The organism is Agarivorans litoreus (assembly GCF_019649015.1).
Classification (GTDB): domain Bacteria; phylum Pseudomonadota; class Gammaproteobacteria; order Enterobacterales; family Celerinatantimonadaceae; genus Agarivorans; species Agarivorans litoreus.
The window spans coordinates 1,567,177-1,585,704 of record NZ_BLPI01000001.1; the positions used below are offsets into that span (position 1 = coordinate 1,567,177).

The following is an 18,528-nucleotide window of genomic DNA, read 5'->3' on the forward strand; positions in this document are numbered from 1 at the left end:
GATTTTAGTCAAGCATCAAAAAGTTAATACCCGCACAATCATTGTAGGCTTATTTCGTATGGAGAAAAGCGTGGAACTAATCAAAACTGATGTCGCCATTGTTGGCGCTGGGGGCGCAGGTTTACGCGCCGCCATTGAAGTTGCAGAACAACACCCCGAGTTAGAAGTAGCATTAATTTCAAAAGTATATCCAATGCGCAGCCACACCGTTGCCGCAGAGGGTGGTGCTGCAGGTGTAGCTCAAGATCACGATAGCTTTGATAACCACTTTAACGACACCGTATCGGGTGGAGATTGGTTGTGTGAACAAGACGTGGTGGACTTTTTTGTTGAGCGCGCGCCCAAAGAACTTACTCAACTAGAACACTGGGGCTGCCCTTGGTCACGTCGTCCCGATGGCAGTGTAAACGTACGCCGTTTTGGCGGCATGAAAATCGAGCGAACTTGGTTTGCTGCCGATAAAAGTGGCTTCCACATTCTTCATACCTTGTTTCAAACTTCAACCAAGTACCCCAGCATTAAGCGCTACGACGAGCATTTTGTGCTCGACCTAGTCGTAGAAGACGGCCAAGTAAAAGGGGTTATCGCTTTAGATATCGCTGAAGGCGTAGCCAAGCTTATTCAAGCTAAGTCAGTGATTATTGCCACTGGCGGTGCAGGTCGCGTTTATCGCTTTAATACCAACGGCGGCATTGTGACTGGCGACGGTATGGCCTTGGCTTATCGTCATGGCGTAGCACTGCGTGATATGGAGTTTGTCCAATATCACCCTACTGGTTTACCCGGCTCAGGCATTTTAATGACCGAGGGCTGTCGTGGTGAAGGCGGCATTCTTACCAACAAAGATGGCTACCGTTACTTGCAAGACTACGGCCTAGGGCCAGAAACGCCAGTTGGCGAACCTAAAAACAAATACATGGAGCTAGGGCCTCGAGACCGTTTAAGCCAGTGCTTTTGGCAAGAAGCGCAACTTGGTCGCACCATTGAAGGGCCAAATGGCGACTACGTAAATCTCGACCTTACCCACTTAGGCGAAGACTACTTACTAGAACGCTTACCGTTTATTTGTGAATTGGCAAAAGCCTACATGGGCGTAGACCCAGTTAAAGAACCGATTCCAGTGCGGCCAACCGTGCACTACACCATGGGTGGCATTGAAACCGACGGCCGCTGCGCTACTTCACTAAAAGGCTTATATGCCGCGGGTGAATGTTCATCAGTTGGCTTGCATGGCGCCAACCGTTTAGGCTCTAACTCGCTGACCGAAATAACCGTATTTGGTCAAGTAGCGGGCGAATCGGCAGCACGCAATGCGATTGTGAGTGAGCATAGCGACAGTGCTTCATTGCTTGAGCAAGCAGAGCAAACTCTGGCTAAGTACCAAGCCTTAAAATCGAATCAAGGTGATGAAAAAACCTCAGATATTCGCAACGAGTTAGGTCGTACCATGGAAGCTGGCGTGGGCATTTACCGCACCGCAGAAACCATGCAACAAACCATCGATAAAATTGCCGAGCTAAAACAGCGCTACAAAAACATTAAGTTGGTAGACGACAGCGAAGTGTTTAATACCGAATGGCTCTACGCTGTAGAACTTGGTTACTTATTAGACGTAGCCGAAGCGATGGCGGTCTCGGCGATTAACCGCAAAGAGAGCCGCGGCTCGCACCAGCGTATTGATGGTTATGAGCAGCGTGATGATGTGAATTTCCTTAAACACACTTTAGCTAATTACCGCCCTGACAGTGCACCAGAGATTAGCTACAGCGATGTGAAGATCACCAAATCTCAACCTGCCGAACGTGTTTACGGCGCAGCCGCCGATGCCCAAGAAGCAGCCAAAAAACAAGCGGAGGCAAATTAACATGGCCGAAACGATGAAAATCGATATTCTGCGCTACCGCCCAGAAAGCGACAACGAGCCGGTATGGCAAAGCTACGACGTTCCTTACACCCGCGAAATGTCGCTGCTAGAAGCCTTGGCTTACATTAAAGACGAACTTGACCCTACCCTTAGCTACCGCTGGTCTTGCCGCATGGCTATTTGTGGTAGCTGCGGCATGATGGTAGATGGCGTTCCTAAGTTAGGCTGTAAAACCTTCTTGCGTGATTACCCCAATGGCATGAAGGTAGAGGCTCTAGCAAACTTTCCTATCGAACGTGATTTAGTGGTAGACATGAGCGACTTCATTGAGAAGTTAGAAGCCATAAAACCTTACATCATCAACGATAAGCCACGCGCCTTAGAAGATGGCTGTCACACCCAGTCACCTAAGCAAATGGCGCAATATCGTCAATTTTCGATGTGCATTAACTGTGGCCTTTGTTACGCGGCATGTCCGCAATATGGCTTAGACAAATCTTTCACTGGACCTGCTGCACTCGCACTATTGCATCGCTACAACCAAGACAGCCGTGACGCTGGCAAGGCCGAGCGTATGAAAATAGTCAATGCTGAAGAAGGCGCATGGGGCTGTACCTTTGTTGGTTACTGCTCGAAGGTATGTCCGAAAGATGTAGACCCAGCAGCAGCGATTCAACTTGGTAAAGTAGATAGCGCCAAAGACTATGTAATAGCCATGTTCAAGCCAGGAGAGTAAGCATGAGCAAACGTAAACCTTATGAAAGAAAAATGGGTGCAACGTGGTGGCTAAAAAACACGTTTCATACCAAATACATCATCCGTGAAGGCTCAAGCCTAGTGATTGCTATTTACAGCTTTGTATTGCTGTTTGGGTTATTTCGTTTAAGCCAAGGGGCCGAGGCCTTTAACGGTTGGCTAGCTGCAATGAGCCAACCAGGCTGGGTAGTATTTCACATACTTAGCCTTGCCTGGACGCTTTACCACAGTATTACCTGGTTTAGCTTAGCCCCTAAAGCCGCCAACATTTGGCTAGGCCAAAAGCGCGTACCCGACAGCTGGATAGTGAGTGGGATGTACGGCGCTTTGGCGGTGATTAGCTTAGCCGGCTTAATCTTGGTTTTGATTTAGGAGACACCAATGAAACGTTCTAATGAACCGGTATTTTGGGGAATGTTTGGCGCGGGCGGCATGGTTGCAGCCTTGTTCACACCAATTGCTATTTTAATCACTGGCTTACTGGTGCCAATGGGCATTATTCCCGGCGAGCAATTCTCTTATGAGCGGCTGTTGGCCTTTTCTCAACATTGGTTAGGTGCCGCGGTAATTTGGGTAGTGATTAGCTTACCACTTTGGCTGTGCATGCATCGCCTTTACCATACCCTACATGACTTCGGCATTCACGCTGGCAACTTAGTAAAAGCATTGTTCTATGGCGTAGCCTTCGCTGGCTCAATCGCCTGTGCAACATTGCTGTTACTGGGCTTAGTATAAACAGCTAAAAACAAAGTGGGCTAAGTTAATTGCCCACTTTGTTTCACCACTACATCATCCCTAACTGCTCGCAATTTATTATTGCTACCCGCTAAGTGCCTCGATAAAACATATTGCACTAATCAGCCCAAATACCAGACAAGATTAGTTTTTAACTTTAGTAAAAAATAGGCTAGCAAAGTGTCCTTGGTAAATGCTCACCACCCAATAAATGCGAAATGTTCTCGCGTTTAAACCAACGGATAAGAATGTACTTTTCACCTAAATAGGAATGCACCACAGCAATTAAGATCAATATCAGTGACGCAACAGCAAGCAGCATACCTACTCCTTGGATTCGGAATTTAAAAAACTTAGTACTTAATATACCTTGCCAAAACATAGAACCGCTTAGCACAGCTACTCAATGTTGTTAGATGAATTAAGAAAACTGACTACCTATAGGAACATCCAAGTTTAGCCATATTGGTAAAAAAAATAGATGTCGAGAAGAAATACGATATATCAGCTTCGACTGCGGATGCTGGAGGAGTTTAGCGTTTAGTTAAGCCTAGTAAAAGGGCAGCCAGTGCAACAATACACCCAGTTAAAAACCAATTATCACAGATAACACTTTTACTAGCTTAAATAGTAAATACGCTGAGTTGGGATCAGCCTACTTTAATATCTCGTTGGCAGTTACGTTTAAGTAAACGAATTTCTGATTCTAACTGCATCTCTCGCTGTTTAAGCATATCCAGTTCTGCTTCTTTACAAGCTAACTGCTCGAACACACCGGTTGGGTAATCACCTGCATCTCTCGCAAAACTCAGTTTATGGGAGTAACGCTTACTTACATGCCCTACAGGTGCTTCTATCACTGCATCCATACTGATAACCTTTTTATCATTAAGTGGGTTGTTGATTAAGCATTGCAGACAAATCGCGATTGCGCAAAGTTTAAAATTGACTTAAATCAAAGCGATTAACGAGGAAATTTTATTCAACTAGCAAACATATTTTTCATCTAAAAAGTTAGTTGATCAAACTAGATCTTACACAAAAAACGAAATAAAAAAGGGAGCCGAAGCTCCCTACTATTTTTTAAGTAGTGATTACTTTACACGGCCTACATATTCGGCGCTGCGAGTATCAACCTTAACCACTTCACCAATCTGAATAAACAATGGCACACGCACAACCGCGCCAGTGCTTAAAGTAGCAGGTTTACCACCAGTACCGGCAGTATCGCCCTTAAGGCCTGGGTCTGTTTCTGTCACTTCTAACTCTACAAAGTTAGGTGGCATTACAGCAATTGGATTTTCGTTCCAAGTGGTAATAACACATACGTCTTGCTCAACTAACCACTTGGCCGCATCGCCCACCGCTTTTTCGTCAGCGGCGATTTGCTCGAAAGTATCGTTGTTCATAAAATGATAAAATTCGCCATCATTGTATAAATAGGCTAATTCGTAATCCATTACGTCGGCAGCTTCTACAGATTCGCCCGACTTAAAGGTTTTTTCTAATACTTTACCGGTTAATAAACGGCGTAACTTAACGCGGTTAAATGCTTGGCCTTTGCCTGGTTTTACAAATTCGTTTTCTAGAATTGCGTATGGTTCGCCGTCGAGCATAATTTTTAGCCCGCCTTTGAATTCACTGGTACTATATGACGCCATTTGGTCCTCTACTTACAAGGTAATATCAATTTCAATGTTGCGAATAATACCGCGAAACGACGCTGCTGTGCAGGGTAATTGGCAAAAAGAGCTGGCAAACGCCATCACAGATCCCAAAGATCTGCTGCAATTTTTGCAATTAGACCCGGAAAACTTCCAATCAGACATTGCAGCCCGTAAATTATTCCCAATGCGTGTGCCTTTAAGCTTTGCCAAACGCATGCAAAAAGCCAACCCTAATGACCCACTGCTACTGCAAGTTTTGCCTCAACAGGCCGAGTTTATGGAAGTAGCAGGCTTTAACGAAGATCCCTTAGAAGAGCACCAAGCCGCTGTACCCGGTTTACTGCATAAATATAAAAGCCGAGTATTATTTATTGTACGTGGCGGTTGTGCAGTTAACTGTAGATATTGTTTTCGTCGCCACTTTCCTTATCAAGATAACAGCCCAAACAAACAGGGTTGGCAACAAGCGCTAGATTACATCGCACAAGATCAAGCAATTAATGAAGTGATTTTTAGTGGTGGCGACCCTCTAATGGCTAACGACCAACAGCTTGCTTGGTTAATAGAACAACTAGAACAAATTCCTCACTTAAAGCGGCTGCGTATTCACACTCGATTACCAGTGGTTATTCCAAGCCGAGTGACTAACGAGCTGACTCAGCTACTGGCACAGACTCGCTTGCAAACCATTATGGTAAGCCATATCAATCACCCCAACGAGATAAACCAAGAGCTAAGCAGCGCCTTTGCCAAGTTACATGAAGCAGGCATTACCTTGCTTAACCAAGGAGTGCTGTTAAAGGATATAAACGATGATGCTAGCATTCTAGCGCAACTAAGTGAGGCCTTATTCTCGGCTAATATTTTGCCTTACTACTTATTTTTGCTCGACAAAGTTGCCGGTGCAGCTCATTACGATATTGACGAGCAAAGCGCAGTAGCGATAATGCAGGACTTATATCAAAGATTACCTGGCTTCTTAGTTCCTCGTTTAGCCCGCGAGCAAGCAGGCAAACGCAGTAAAACACCCATAGATATTGGCTTGAGCTAAACTAAAGCAACAGAACAAGGCTTAACTCCTTTTTAAGTTAAGCACGTATTCACCCAAATACAGCGACTACATTCATGGATAAAACCAAGCTCATTGAGCAAATACAAGAAAACTTAAAAGACATTTACCACAAAGCCATTGATGCCGACACTGTGATTCAGCAGCAACAAGAGCAAGGCAAAGCCAAGTATACCGAGTTGTTTAAAGACAGTTTATTTAAAGCTAAAGACAGACAATTTTTGCCGTACGTAGAAGAACTTGCTAGTGATTTGGTGCTACTGCAAGAAAGCCAAGACGACGAGCATTTTGTCACTCAATTAAAAGTAATGGTAGCTAAACTAGAGCAGATTCATACCCTGCTGGCCGATTTCAAACAGCTTACTCGCTAGAAATATTGGCATTAGCTCTTAGGTAAGGGGAAAACTCCTCGGCTGGCGCCCACGTGGCAACAGCTGCCCCCAACACCATTACCTCTTTAGTTATTTCCTTAAGTTGCTCCAAGTGCTGTTCGCTCTCTACCCCGTCAACCATCAACTTAACACCCAAGCGATTAGCAAACATCACCGTAGCAATTAACATTGGCTGTTTATCACTCGACTTTAGCAAGTCTAACATCAGAGATTTTGCGCCCCTTAAGTATTGCACCGGCAAATGATTTAGTAATTCTAATGGGCACTCAGCGCTGCCAAAGTTGTCTAGTGATAAGCTCACGCCAATACGGCGCAACTCTCGAATCGCATCCACGCAATCCAACAGCATCTGTTGGTTACTATCGATAATGTTAATGATTAAGCGATGCGGCAATATTCGGCTTTCAATTAATACTTTATTCACCAGTACTAATAAATCGTTGTGTAAAGTGGATGAAGAAATCGACACTGCTAATTGCAAATGGGTATTTAAGCCATGCTGCCAACGCTTAAGTTGCTGAGTAGATGCTCGAAGTACCCAAGACTCTAACGCCACTACACAGCCACAAGCATGGGCAACATCCACCAACTCGGCCTGTTCTACCCAACCATAAACTGGATGCTCCCAGCGCACCTGCACCTCTGCACCCACCACCTTATCGTTTACTAAATCCATAATGGGTTGATAAAACAAACTCATTTGCTGGTTTTCTAAGGCATCACGAAACTGGCTAAGTAAATGCTGCTCTCGCTCTTTGGCGAGCTGCATTTGCCCCTCAAAAAACTGCCATGAGCTGCACCGCGATTCCTGCTTGGCTTGATACATCGCCGTATCGGCTTGGCCTAATATGGTCAACCAATCATCTTGGCTATCTAAGGCAGTGCTAATACCAATGCTAGTGCCCACAAAGCATTCTCTGTCTTCCAAAGACATTGGCTTTTCTATCACGTTAATTAAGCGCTGCGCAAAGCCAGAGCAGTCTTCGCTTGAACGCACTCTTGTTTGCACAATGGCAAATTCATCCCCCCCTAAACGCACCGCATAATCACAATGGCGCATTTGACCATTTAGCCGCTGCGCCACTACGTTTAAGATGCGATCACCATATTCGTGCCCATAGCAATCGTTAATATTTTTAAAGCCATTAAGGTCTAACACCATAATCGCGTAATCACGACGATTGTTCTCTAAGCTAGCAATAAACTCTCGAAGACCAGCTCGGTTAGGTAAGCCTGTGAGTACATCGTGATTAGCAAGATAGCGATTAATGTGATTTTCACGCACAATCATCACGATTAAAATAGATCCGCTGATTAGCAGCGCACCAATAGCGAAAGACAAAATCAGCTGCAGCTGCAATAACTTAAAGTCGGTTTTTTTATCAAACTCGCTGTTCCGCTGAAACTCTTTGTTCACTAAGGTGTTAATGGGGGAAGAATACATATTTAGCCGCTCAATCACCTGCTCAAATTTTTCATGGCTAGGCGGCAAGGCTTGCAGCAAAGGCTCTATGCGTTGAACCTCTTGAAACAGCTCACGAACCAACTGCCTGGCAGACTTTATATTGTGAAAACCAGCATTTTCTTGGCCCTCCAGTAACACAGGGAAACGGCTCCACAAAATGTCATAACGCAGCATCAAGTCGGCATGCTTAACGCCGCCAAGCCGATACAGCTGTAGCGAATTAATGAAACGACGGTGCTCCATTTGCAGCTGAACCACCGACCAAGACGTAGACGACTTAGGCGATTCAAGTAGCTGAATAATTTGCCTTAATTGGTAAATACTAATAATCGCACTAACAATAAAAAGCGATACAACTAAGGAGATTAAGAACTTCTTATATTTTTGCGGGAGCTGAATAAGCCAATTCATCAATAGCTAGACTCACTTAACAATAATGCTGCGTAACTGCCAAATCATAAAATCGTTGTAGGGCATTTGCAGTAATTCGGGGTGGTCGTCTATCGGCAGCATTAACCACAACGGGCCTTTATCACGCACCCGCATTGGGCGATCGTTATCAGACCAAGCTAAAATCGGTTCAAACTCCTCGATATCAGAAAAATCGATTTCAACTTCATAATTATTTAGCGCTACTAAAGTAAGCTTGCTTGATTGCGCACCAGCTAGTGCTAGCACTTCCGCTACTCTTGGGCCTTTATAATGATGCCGCGTTTCAACCCAGGGGTGACGCGTAACAATGGTGTGCTGCGGCAAGGCCTGTAACATCTTTAGATCAAAGTCTGCTGCACCTTGATTATTTCCATGCAGAATAAGCCCTGCAATAGTTAATATAGGTTCGTCTTGTGGGCTTGGTAATTCAGCTAAGCTGAAAGAGGAGCATACCAATAAACTTAATGCTAACAAAAATCGCATAACTCGTTCTCCTTAACGTTGTTAGCTGCGCTATATCTAGTTACTTCATCATAAACCATAGCGCATTTGCTGCAGTTGTCTGCTGAGTATGCGGGAGTTTTGGCCAATAAAAAAGGGCAAGCTATAAAGCTTACCCTTTTTTCGAGCTTGAGAAGCCGGCTTACATCATGCCGCCCATTAGCTAATAAGCATTTGATACAGTTATAAATTTACCAACCCATCATCTTTAGTACCCCAACTTATACCCCACCATATTTCAAAGCACCAGGTAAGCCCCTATCTCAAGTTACAAGTATCAAAGCTAAAAACAGCTGAAATTTATGTCGATATAATCGAGCAAAAACGCATGAATGCCATGCTAAGTTTCCCAGATATAAAAATAATCTAGAAAATTCACTAACAGATCTACAAATCAGTCACTTACAACGGTCACCGCAGCTACCCCTATCTCCTTATTTCCTAAGTAAACCTCTGAATCATAATGTGCAGCCTCAACGAGAATGGTTAAATGTGTACCAGCAGGCTCACAATCGGCAGCCACTTGCTCTTCAGTCAATGTAGATACTGATTGTAAGTACTTTTCGGTAGTCGATTCATCCAATGTAATAACCAACTTTCTGCCCATAGCGAATGCTCCCCTAAGTTAAAAAAAATCATCCTGTACTTGCCTAGATAAATAGCTTTGCCAACTATCCACTAAATAGTGGGCTATTTTTGCACACTCTCGCTCAGCACCTTCTCGCTCAATGCCAATAACATGTCGTTCAACCAAGAATAGGTATGCTGCAAGTTTATTAAGGTCTTTTGATTGTGCTAATTGATTAACCGCAGCCTCATACGCACCGTACTCATCAGCCAGTTCTTGGTCATCATCATCGGGATCGTAAATTCCAATTGGATCCCAACGAATCAACAAAGCTTCCGCCACTTCTTGCTCAAACTGTTTAGACTTAACTAAATGGCCACTTGGAGTTAAACAAGCAGACAACATGCAACCTACTCCCTCATTAACAAGAGTTGCAGCATGTATTTCATTTACACAGACAAATCCGCCACATTCGGTTAGCTCACTTGGGCTATCCCACCAACTGTCGCAATTTACAAAGAAGCCCACTAAGGGATGTGCTTGCTTGGCGGCATTAAAATCAACACAAACAACCTGCTCACTTAAGGCCTCGGGAAATGGAGAAGGGTCGAGGGTGTAATGGCCAATAACCACAGGGAAAATAGGCGCAATATTGTACTTTCTACTTCCCCTCGCTAAAGGTACATTGGGAATAAGGTGACGCTGAGAGCTTGGCACTACCGCGAGTTCTTGATAGCTACCAACAGAATATTCATGCTTCCACCACGCCACTCGAATATCGAAACGCTCAATAGCATTTTTATCTAAAAAGAATTGGCCTTCTGGTAATTGAATTTCTGGGCCCTTTAAGAGAATTTCAATCAGCTGGTAAAGCTCGTGGTCTTTGTCAAAAGCCTCGACCCAGTGTTCACTTTTTAAAGAATTATCTTCATTTAGATAAGGTCGGAGCTTGGCCAAACTTGGTAAATGCCAACACGCATGTATCGCTGTAATATCACCAAAGTTTAAAAATAGGGGGAGCGACTTAAACCATTCAATCCATTTGTAATGCTCAGCACTGCCTTCGCCAATTTGCTCAAGAAACAACTGGTGTTGCTTAATATTTCCTGGGTTGGAACGATCACGGCAATAGCTACCATCGTCATTTTGTAACAGCCAACCAATAGCATTAAATTCGTGATTACCTAACAAGCAATACGCTTGATTGTTATCAACATATGATTTTACTTGGTTCAGCAAAGCTAGGTGGTCAACTCCACTCTCTGGAGCATTATCGATGAGGTCTCCAACAAACACTAACTTGGTGTCGTCTTTATCCCAAGATGAGTGAGTTAACAGTGCATCTAGTTTTTCAGGCTGCCCGTGAACATCGCCAATAAATAACAGATTTTCTATCGCATTTTTTTCTCGAAACTGAAGTCCGGCCTCTAACTGATAACAACGCAACTTTAGCTCAGGCAACATATCTTGCTTCCAGCAAGACAAGCTAAAGCCACCACCTGACATGCCGCCTTGGTTAAACGCTTCTACATAAATGTCATTTTCAGTGTCATGATTAGTTAGTAAGGTTTCTACAAAATCACTAAGCCAATCGGTCGCACCGTTCTGCTTAATATCTTGTTGCTTATCTTTGGGCTCAATGCGTGCGTGGTAACCATATTCAGATAAAACACGCTGATTCATACTATTAACTTGTCCAGCGCTTAGCTCTGCAATAATGGCTTGGCTAATGGCATGATGCGCATAGCTATGTACCCACTCAATCAAACCTTGAGCGGTGAATGCTTGTTCAGATTCTTTTAGTGCTACCTTTAGTTGTTCCCATAATGCTGAATTGCCTCGCAAACCGTACTGCTTTAAATCGGCAAATAAGGTATCAATGTATTTTGGTAAAATTAATGCCATATAAGGGTCATTCTCCAAGATGGTCAACTAAATTGAAAACATAAGGTTTAACGCTAAACATGCTTATTTTGTGATAAATAAAGGCGACAATACTCCCAACTATTCATTAAGCCTTTGCTGCTCTCATCCCTCACGCCGCCCATATAGGGCTCAACACCAAGAGCTAAACGGCGCACATTGGTTTTGTGTTGATACTCTTCACTCATCGGGTTTACCCCTCGGCTTCGCTTCTTAGCATCAACAAAGTCGTCATAATAAAAATCATACTCTTCAGGAAACAGCTCACTATGTAATGTGCGTAAAGGCTGTTCTTTTTGAGAAAGCTTTTTCAACAATGCTTTCTGTGCGTCTTTTCTTTTACCCATAGTGCCTCCCAAATTTCTAACATGACATTGCTAGTGAGATTTTGCTTTGCTCCCACCTAACAGCTACACATTATCTTACTAATTGCTGCTCACGTGCTGGGGTTAATAAGCTTATTAACTTTTGCATTTCTGGGTCTAAGCTATTGGGTAGTTGCAAAACACTGTTACCCTCTAAATCCAAGTAAAAGGGAACAACCCATAGGGTTAACTGCGCACTAAACTTAAAGCTCTGTTCTATCGGGGTTTGAAACTTGTCGTTAGCGGGATAAATCAAAAACATATTACCTTGGCCATTAAGGTATTTTTGGCCATAGGCAAACATTTGATAAAAATCAGCCTGCGACAGGCCATATTTGTCGCTACCGTTATCTTTACTCTGGTCAAGCACTTTCCACTTAGTATCAAGCACACACACATTCTTCTCACCCTGCTTAATGAGCAGATCAGGTTTAAGCTGAAACCATTGTTGCTCATGGTGCTCCACTAAGTGGCAAGAGCGCGCTTGAGTTAATAGCTCAAATTCATCAGAGAGTGGATGATTACTTATATGTTGTCCAAGTACAGAAGCCACATAACTTTCAAAAACCGCCTCCATAGGGAATAGCAGCGACAAAGCACTATCTTGCCCTTTCATGCTTAGTGGTGAAAAGCCTTCAAGAATTAGCTTTGCCCAAGCAATAGGGCTGTAGTAATCCACCATAGTTCTATCAAGCTTAAGCGCGCTAATATCTTGTTTAATTGACGTACTGCTAGGCACATCCATAAAAGCAAACTGTAATTCTCTCAGTAACTTTTGATGGCTAGCGAGCCGGGTGTAACTAGCTAGCTTAATGAGCGCTGTTTTTATTAAACGGTTTGCGGGACGGTTAAGTAAATACTCATCGTATTCAACGTAAAACTTGTGCTGGCTAACCAGGTTATGCCTAAGTTGCTTTGATACATTCAACTTACCCTTTTGGAAATGCAGGTTAGCTTGTTGCCTAAGGTAATCGCTTTTAAGCCCCCTTTTTACTAAGCGATTCACAGCCTGTAAAAACTGACTAATAAACACTTCTAGCAAGGGCATTTGTTTACTTACAACATTGGCCTGATTTGTCGCCACATAACGAAATACCCCCAAATGTTGCAACATCATCAGCAATATTTGTCGAGATTCCGCTACCGCCTGCTTGTTAGTCGCCGCTGTACGACCGGTTTTAGGCAGCACTTCAATATGCTCACCAGTGGGCGTAAATAAAACACCCACATAATTTTTAACCTGAATAAGCTCATAGCCATAGCGCTTGGTTAAACCTAAGCATTTTGCTGTGTTAGATTCACTGGCACTTAAACAAACGTCTTTTAAATAGTTATAAGCTCGGCTAGAAATAAGCTCCGCGCCTAGCTCATCACACGCCGATTTATCGCAGCTTAAATAACCGTATTCAAATACAGTAATATGCATATTAACTATTCAACTTCTGGGCTAGCCTTAGGCTCATCCAGCTCAGACGAGTCACTTTTTACGGAGTCATAAATAGCCACATAAGCAGCGGCTTTACGCCAAACGGCTTTATTACCCTCCACCAAGGTGTACTTAACTACCGATTGGCCATACTGGTCTAGCTTGTGCCCCTTGCCAAACAAACTTGCCAGCTGTTGTGCTTTTTGCTCTTCTTCTAAAACAAACTGCAATTCCTCTGGTTTTTGGTTGTCGGCGAGTACCAAACGGATCTTGCTCCAATCTTCAAAAAAGTATTCTTCTAGCAAAGGGATAAGCTTATTTTTGAATACCGAAACTAAGGCCCCAAATGCTTCATCTGGCTTGCCAGCATCAACTAACGCTTTTACTGGCATTAAAAAGGCATGACCTAAAGTATGCTCTCGGTCATAGAGGATTTCGATGCGTTGATTAAGCGTAGTTAATAGTGTTGATAACTCAATACTGTGGCCACCATGTTCTACCACACAAGTTTTAAGTAACTCGGGCTTTGGCATCATTTCAACAAAATCGAAGCGCCGACGAAGCGCGGTATCCATCATCGCTAACGACCGGTCAGCGGTGTTCATGGTGCCAATAATATGCAGGTTATTAGGTACCGAAAACGGCTTTCTTGAATAAGGAAGTACTAACTCTACTGCTTCTGCTTCACCTGCCCGCTTGGAAGGCTCGATAAGGGTAATCAGTTCGCCAAATATTTTAGATATATTGCCACGGTTGATTTCATCGATAACCAAAACGAAATTCTCAACATTTTGGGCTTTATCATCCGTTAGTCGAACATTATTTTTTTCTAAAAATACCAGTAACTCTGATACTGAGAACCGGGTAAGCTCGCTACAGGTTTTAATCGGTAACAGAGTTTGACAATTTAAGTCATACACGTTCAGTGTTAATCCGGTAACAAGCCAATTAATCTCTCGAGTATGACAATAGTCAGTTCTAGACAAAACGCCTTTTGGTCTATATTCATAGTCACCAGCTACGCCTATTGCTTCAATTGTTTTTTGCCCACTTACGCATAAAACAATATCGCCTTTACTCATTTCATTACAAAAATGACGCAGCGTCGCCTGGTTTGGGGAGCTTTCTTTAGCCAAGTTGTCACTAGTCTTTTGTGGTCGCGGAGAGTCGGCCATATCACCTACATGCCCCCAACCAATAGCAGCAATGTTAGATGCTAAACAATGCTCTTTAACCTCACTTTTACCACTGCTTTCAATCGATAGTTGCCATATTCTCGAGTCTTCACTAATTATTTTCGGCTTAGCCAATTTTTGAGTCGTAGCCTTCTTACAAATCGCCTTAAAAGCGCCGGCTTTTAAAGCATACTTAATGGTTTTATCTTTCGTGGTTTTGGCTTGTAGCCCTTCTACAAACTCTTCATATCCGTAACTTTGGTGAAAGGTGACAAAACGAATACGCTTGTCTAACACTAAGCGGTCGTACTCTTCTTTCAGTTCCTTTCGGTTAGCCCAAACAAAACTCGGCTCTGCCGCTTTCACCGCTGCTTCAATCGTATGATAGGTTTTACCGGTACCCGGAGGGCCATAAAGAATCTGGTTAAGCGGACTAGCCATTGTATTATTCATCTGTTGGCTCGCTCCATTTTTGGCGGTGTAATTAGCGTCATTATCTTCCACGCTTACTTGTGCTTGGGCATCATCAACTAAAATACCTAATGAACCAGCAACTTGATCATAACTAAGCTCAAAGCTTTCTATTGCTTCGATACTCCAAGCAACTAAGTCGGAAAAGCTCATAGCTAGACCTTTGTCTAGCGCTAAACACTTAACTATTGGGGAATGGTAGTAGTCACCACGTATTTCAACATATTGATCTACCAATGATTTTGGAGCGTTAACCGTGTCTATTTTAACAGCAAGCTCTTCAGTAGATATGTGGACGGTATAAGCTAAAGATTCTGGTGCATTTGCATACGGATAGATCTTAGCCCAAAGATAAGAAAAAAAGTTGCCACCTTGATTCACCGGGCTACGGCGGATCTTAACTCGTCCATCAGGAAACAACGCTGACTTTATCGCCTCTGCCCAGCTAAAAACAATATCGTAAGCAGATTTTAACTCTTGATAATCAGCTTGCTGCTGTTGGTTAGAACTATCGCTTTTTTGACCATGCCATTTACTTAACAACGCGACATGCTTCTGTGTAAAAAAATCTGTGCTCATTGTATTACCCACAAAAAAGCACGCTTTAACGTGCTTTGATTTACAAATTAAGAGTTTGCGGAAGCTTTAGCGGCTTTCTTTCGTGCTGCTTCGGCTTTTTTAGCAGCCTTAGCGAGAGCTTCGGCATCGGCGCGTGCCTTGGCAATGCGCGCTAGCAGTTGGTCGGCTGGCTCATCGTTTGGATCTTGTTCCACCAACTCACCGCGGAAAGCTTTTGCTAAGATGCTTTGGGTGAGATTATCTACCCTCGCCTGCGCTAAGCTCACCTGTTTTTCAATGGTGTCGGCGAAAGCAAAGTATTGGTCGACTAGGCGGACAATTTCTTTTTGTTCTTCAATTAAGGGAACTCTAATCGGATACCTTCTTAGAGCTTTCCCAGTTAAATGCTTAATCGTTGTACCTGTAAAGAGCTGGTTAAGTATCAAACTATCAGCATCATTCTTTAAATTGTATACAAGCCACTCTGGTAAAATTTCTTGTTTGACGCGTGCACGGTGTAATGCTTTCTGAAAGATAATTACTTCCTCCGAATCCTTACTCCAGACACAACATCTACCAGGCTCGCCACCTTCGCAGATCAAAACGTCACCCTTAAATAATGACAACTCTTCTTTCTCTCTATCTGAAACTAGGATTTCTTGAACCTTGCTAAGGTCCGTATCAAACCATCTTACATTTATGTTGCCTAAGTATTTCGTTGCTTCACCTACGTTTTTATTCTTATCGAGCATCTTACCCAAGCGGCTATCGACTAACTCAGGATAAAATTTAGCTGTCCAATTAGATGGTACAGCATCCCACTTCCAACCTTCACCTAGATAATCCTCTCTGTAGTCACCCTTCCCACGCCACTCCTCCGTCAACTTTCCCGACACCGCAGAAGCGAGTACCGATTGGCGGAAGGTTTTGAGCAACGCTGGGATGCCATCTAGGCGGGCTTTGATGGTGTCGACCTGTGCCAATACCTCATCGAGTTTTTCCACGATGCGTTTTTGTTCGGCTAATGGGGCAACAACCATTGGGGCTCTTTTACCATCTTTCGTACCCAATCTAGGCATATTGACGCCATAGCTCACTGCGTTTACATAATCGCTGAATTGCTTACCTTTTAGCCAATAGAAAAGAAAGCGATTTTCAAAAAGGTCATTCGATATTTTTAGAGGCACAATTTCTGTTGTACAAACCCCATCCTCTGGAGCAATTAGCATCTTATTTAAGTAAGGCCGGAGCTTTCCATAAAGAACATCCCCTTTTACGAACGAATTCTTAGAACTCTTAGGCGCTCGCTCACCAAAACTTAAACGTTTGAGCAGCTTAGATGAGTCTTTTTCTATATCCTCTAGTTCTAATACCCAACAACTATCATCAATTTTATCCAAATCAGGTTTTATTGTTGCCCCATAATTAGTGACATCCCCAAGCTCCGTTTCAACCCAACCTTTCGGCAATTCACTCATTACTCAGCCTCCGGCGCATCGCTCAAGCCAAATGCTGCTTCAAGTAACTGCTTTTGTCCTTCCGCTTCATCATTGGCGCCAAGTGCTTGCATCAGTTGGTAAATTTCAGACATGGCTTCGGTAAGCTCTGCCATTGCTTCTCCTGCTAGCACTTCTGGCTCTGGTAGGTTTTCTGCACTGGTGGCAGATAAGTCTTTTAACCAAGAGATATCTAGGCTATCGCCTTTTTGCTCGCGAATGTAGTCACGGCTAAATTTACGAAAGCGACAGTTGGCCGTAAGATACTCAGCTTCGAACTCGGCTTGATTAAAGGCTTGCTGTTTTTCTTCGGCGTTTTGTTTGGCCTGTTCAATCGCTGCTAGCTTCTGCTCTTCAAAGCCTTCGCCGTCGGCAAAGATAGCACCCAGCGTTTCATAAACCCCCTCTTCACGCGGTGATTGGCCATTTTTGTCATCGCCATAAGCGTTAATGAAAGCATCGAAGTGTTTTTCGGTGAGTGGGCGGCGCTTGCCAAAGGTGTTCATGTTGGTACGCATATCAAATACCCAGGTTTGCTTGGTGCAGCCTTTGTCTTGGCTTGGGTTATCAATCGTGCCTTTTTGGAAGAACAGCACATTAGTTTTTACGCCCTGTGCGTAGAAGATGCCAGTGGGTAAACGCAAGATGGTGTGCAGGTTACATTTGTCCATTAAGTCTTGGCGAATGCGTGTGCCTGCGCCTGATTCAAACAATACGTTATCTGGGATCACCACTGCCGCACGGCCACCGGGTTTTAAGTTGGTGTAGATGTGCTGCATAAAGGCGAGCTGTTTGTTTTGCGTCATGTGGGTAAATTCGCGGCTCACCCCTGCCCCTTTAGCACTGCCAAACGGGGGGTTGGTGAGAATAACATCTGCCGATGCTAAGGTTTCACCATCACCACTTAGGGTGTTACCTAACATGATGGGCCCTTCGCTGTTTTTTGGCCCTTCTATGTCGTGCAGTAGGCAGTTCATCAGTGCCAAGCGACGGGTGCCAGAAACCAGCTCGATACCTTGGAAGGCTTGGCGCTGTTGGAACTCGGCTTGTAGTTGTGTTAAGTCTTCTAGATCATCGGTTTCTTTTTTAATAAAGCGGTCTGCGGAGATCAAAAAGCCTGCGGTGCCGGCTGCGGGATCTTGAATAATTTCGCCAAAGGTTGGCTTTAGCAAGGCTGTCATGGTGTCGATCAGCGGGCGGGGAGTAAAGTACTGGCCTGCGCCCGATTTGGTTTCGCCGGCGTTTTTTTCTAGCAAACCTTCGTACATATCGCCAAAGTCTTCGCGGCTAGAGCCGTACCAATCTAGCTTGTCCATGCCAGCAATTAGCTCTTGCAGGTGCTTGGGTTTGTCGATATTGGTGTTCACGTTGGCGAAAATAGCACGCACGATGCTGTGCTCGTCTTCACCCAGCTCCACCAGCATGCGGCGGTAAAACTGTAGCTGATCTAAGCCATTTTTAGCTTTAAGATCTTGCCAGCGCAAGCCTTGTGGCAATAGCTCTTGCTTATCTTCTAGTTCGTCACACATTTTTATGAATAACAGCGATGCCAGCTCGGTGACGTAGTCTTGATAGGTGATGCCGTCATCACGCAATACGTTACACAGATTCCACAATTTGCCGACAATTTCATTGGTATTCATATTCTATTTCCTAGTGCTGCTG

18 protein-coding genes are annotated in these 18,528 nt (G+C 43.9%); 6 read left to right on the plus strand and 12 right to left on the minus strand.

What is annotated here, in order from left to right; translation table 11 throughout:
- Positions 1-70: 70 nt before the first annotated feature.
- The 4 genes from frdA to frdD are packed head-to-tail and all read left to right on the plus strand — an operon-like array spanning position 71 to position 3,355.
- On the plus strand, positions 71-1,864 hold the full coding sequence (gene frdA, locus K5L93_RS07210; protein ID WP_220719103.1) for a fumarate reductase (quinol) flavoprotein subunit: 1,794 nt from the start codon (positions 71-73) through the stop codon (positions 1,862-1,864).
- Position 1,865: 1 nt separating this feature from the next.
- Positions 1,866-2,600, plus strand: a complete 735-nt coding sequence (locus K5L93_RS07215) for a succinate dehydrogenase/fumarate reductase iron-sulfur subunit (RefSeq protein WP_220719104.1) — start codon at positions 1,866-1,868, stop codon at positions 2,598-2,600.
- A 2-nt stretch (positions 2,601-2,602) separates the two neighbouring features.
- Entirely contained in the window at positions 2,603-2,992 is a 390-nt protein-coding gene (locus tag K5L93_RS07220) for a fumarate reductase subunit C (protein ID WP_220719105.1), read from the plus strand.
- 9 nt (positions 2,993-3,001) lie between these two features.
- Positions 3,002-3,355, plus strand: coding sequence for a fumarate reductase subunit FrdD (gene frdD, locus K5L93_RS07225; RefSeq protein WP_220719106.1), 354 nt, complete (start codon positions 3,002-3,004; stop codon positions 3,353-3,355).
- Between the two features lie 172 nt (positions 3,356-3,527).
- Here the strand turns inward: frdD and K5L93_RS07230 are convergent, their stop codons facing one another.
- From K5L93_RS07230 to efp, 3 genes are all read right to left on the minus strand, one after another.
- Positions 3,528-3,677, minus strand: a complete 150-nt coding sequence (locus tag K5L93_RS07230) for a hypothetical protein (RefSeq protein ID WP_220719107.1) — start codon at positions 3,675-3,677, stop codon at positions 3,528-3,530.
- Positions 3,678-4,005: 328 nt separating this feature from the next.
- A complete protein-coding gene (locus tag K5L93_RS07235; protein ID WP_220719108.1) occupies positions 4,006-4,224 on the minus strand; it encodes a hypothetical protein in 219 nt (72 codons plus the stop codon).
- Positions 4,225-4,449: 225 nt separating this feature from the next.
- Positions 4,450-5,016 carry an elongation factor P gene (gene efp / locus K5L93_RS07240; RefSeq protein WP_220719109.1) on the minus strand — a complete coding sequence of 189 codons (567 nt, stop codon included), beginning with the start codon at positions 5,014-5,016 and terminating at the stop codon, positions 4,450-4,452.
- A 34-nt stretch (positions 5,017-5,050) separates the two neighbouring features.
- Between efp and epmB the strand changes: the two genes are divergently transcribed.
- Together epmB and K5L93_RS07250 are read left to right on the plus strand one after the other, a co-directional pair.
- Entirely contained in the window at positions 5,051-6,073 is a 1,023-nt protein-coding gene (gene epmB / locus K5L93_RS07245; protein ID WP_220719110.1) for an EF-P beta-lysylation protein EpmB, read from the plus strand.
- A 74-nt stretch (positions 6,074-6,147) separates the two neighbouring features.
- Entirely contained in the window at positions 6,148-6,462 is a 315-nt protein-coding gene (locus tag K5L93_RS07250; protein ID WP_220719111.1) for a primosomal replication protein PriC, read from the plus strand.
- Here the strand turns inward: K5L93_RS07250 and K5L93_RS07255 are convergent.
- From K5L93_RS07255 to K5L93_RS07295, 9 genes are all read right to left on the minus strand, one after another.
- Complete coding sequence (locus tag K5L93_RS07255; protein WP_220719112.1) at positions 6,452-8,359, minus strand: putative bifunctional diguanylate cyclase/phosphodiesterase; 1,908 nt, start codon at positions 8,357-8,359, stop codon at positions 6,452-6,454. The genes K5L93_RS07250 and K5L93_RS07255 overlap by 11 nt on opposite strands.
- Positions 8,360-8,371: 12 nt before the next feature.
- A complete protein-coding gene (locus tag K5L93_RS07260) occupies positions 8,372-8,863 on the minus strand; it encodes a putative pterin-binding protein (protein ID WP_220719113.1) in 492 nt (163 codons plus the stop codon).
- Positions 8,864-9,275: 412 nt separating this feature from the next.
- Positions 9,276-9,488: a hypothetical protein gene (locus K5L93_RS07265; protein WP_220719114.1), complete on the minus strand. Its 213-nt coding sequence runs from the start codon at positions 9,486-9,488 to the stop codon at positions 9,276-9,278.
- Positions 9,489-9,506: 18 nt separating this feature from the next.
- Positions 9,507-11,354: a metallophosphoesterase gene (locus K5L93_RS07270; RefSeq protein ID WP_220719115.1), complete on the minus strand. Its 1,848-nt coding sequence runs from the start codon at positions 11,352-11,354 to the stop codon at positions 9,507-9,509.
- A 53-nt stretch (positions 11,355-11,407) separates the two neighbouring features.
- A complete protein-coding gene (locus K5L93_RS07275) occupies positions 11,408-11,719 on the minus strand; it encodes a hypothetical protein (protein ID WP_220719116.1) in 312 nt (103 codons plus the stop codon).
- Between the two features lie 70 nt (positions 11,720-11,789).
- Positions 11,790-13,163 (minus strand): McrC family protein, encoded by a 1,374-nt coding sequence (locus tag K5L93_RS07280; RefSeq protein ID WP_220719117.1) that lies wholly within the window; start codon positions 13,161-13,163, stop codon positions 11,790-11,792.
- 5 nt (positions 13,164-13,168) lie between these two features.
- On the minus strand, positions 13,169-15,388 hold the full coding sequence (locus tag K5L93_RS07285; protein ID WP_246615015.1) for a DUF8426 domain-containing protein: 2,220 nt from the start codon (positions 15,386-15,388) through the stop codon (positions 13,169-13,171).
- A 47-nt stretch (positions 15,389-15,435) separates the two neighbouring features.
- On the minus strand, positions 15,436-16,845 hold the full coding sequence (locus K5L93_RS07290; RefSeq protein WP_220719118.1) for a restriction endonuclease subunit S: 1,410 nt from the start codon (positions 16,843-16,845) through the stop codon (positions 15,436-15,438).
- Entirely contained in the window at positions 16,845-18,506 is a 1,662-nt protein-coding gene (locus tag K5L93_RS07295; protein WP_220719119.1) for an N-6 DNA methylase, read from the minus strand. The genes K5L93_RS07290 and K5L93_RS07295 overlap by 1 nt, the downstream gene beginning before the upstream one ends.
- Positions 18,507-18,528: the final 22 nt, after the last annotated feature.

Bases quoted from the DNA above. Each gene is read 5' to 3' on its own strand.
- K5L93_RS07230 (WP_220719107.1), bottom strand. From the start codon at position 3,677: ATGCTGCTTGCTGTTGCGTCACTGATATTGATCTTAATTGCTGTGGTG.
- K5L93_RS07295 (WP_220719119.1), bottom strand. From the start codon at position 18,506: ATGAATACCAATGAAATTGTCGGCAAATTGTGGAATCTGTGTAACGTA.
- K5L93_RS07270 (WP_220719115.1), bottom strand. From the start codon at position 11,354: ATGGCATTAATTTTACCAAAATACATTGATACCTTATTTGCCGATTTA.
- K5L93_RS07280 (WP_220719117.1), bottom strand. From the start codon at position 13,163: ATGCATATTACTGTATTTGAATACGGTTATTTAAGCTGCGATAAATCG.
- K5L93_RS07275 (WP_220719116.1), bottom strand. From the start codon at position 11,719: ATGGGTAAAAGAAAAGACGCACAGAAAGCATTGTTGAAAAAGCTTTCT.
- efp (WP_220719109.1), bottom strand. From the start codon at position 5,016: ATGGCGTCATATAGTACCAGTGAATTCAAAGGCGGGCTAAAAATTATG.
- K5L93_RS07250 (WP_220719111.1), top strand. From the start codon at position 6,148: ATGGATAAAACCAAGCTCATTGAGCAAATACAAGAAAACTTAAAAGAC.
- K5L93_RS07260 (WP_220719113.1), bottom strand. From the start codon at position 8,863: ATGCGATTTTTGTTAGCATTAAGTTTATTGGTATGCTCCTCTTTCAGC.
- K5L93_RS07285 (WP_246615015.1), bottom strand. From the start codon at position 15,388: ATGAGCACAGATTTTTTTACACAGAAGCATGTCGCGTTGTTAAGTAAA.
- frdD (WP_220719106.1), top strand. From the start codon at position 3,002: ATGAAACGTTCTAATGAACCGGTATTTTGGGGAATGTTTGGCGCGGGC.
- K5L93_RS07235 (WP_220719108.1), bottom strand. From the start codon at position 4,224: ATGGATGCAGTGATAGAAGCACCTGTAGGGCATGTAAGTAAGCGTTAC.
- K5L93_RS07290 (WP_220719118.1), bottom strand. From the start codon at position 16,845: ATGAGTGAATTGCCGAAAGGTTGGGTTGAAACGGAGCTTGGGGATGTC.
- epmB (WP_220719110.1), top strand. From the start codon at position 5,051: ATGTTGCGAATAATACCGCGAAACGACGCTGCTGTGCAGGGTAATTGG.
- K5L93_RS07215 (WP_220719104.1), top strand. From the start codon at position 1,866: ATGGCCGAAACGATGAAAATCGATATTCTGCGCTACCGCCCAGAAAGC.
- K5L93_RS07255 (WP_220719112.1), bottom strand. From the start codon at position 8,359: ATGAATTGGCTTATTCAGCTCCCGCAAAAATATAAGAAGTTCTTAATC.
- K5L93_RS07220 (WP_220719105.1), top strand. From the start codon at position 2,603: ATGAGCAAACGTAAACCTTATGAAAGAAAAATGGGTGCAACGTGGTGG.
- K5L93_RS07265 (WP_220719114.1), bottom strand. From the start codon at position 9,488: ATGGGCAGAAAGTTGGTTATTACATTGGATGAATCGACTACCGAAAAG.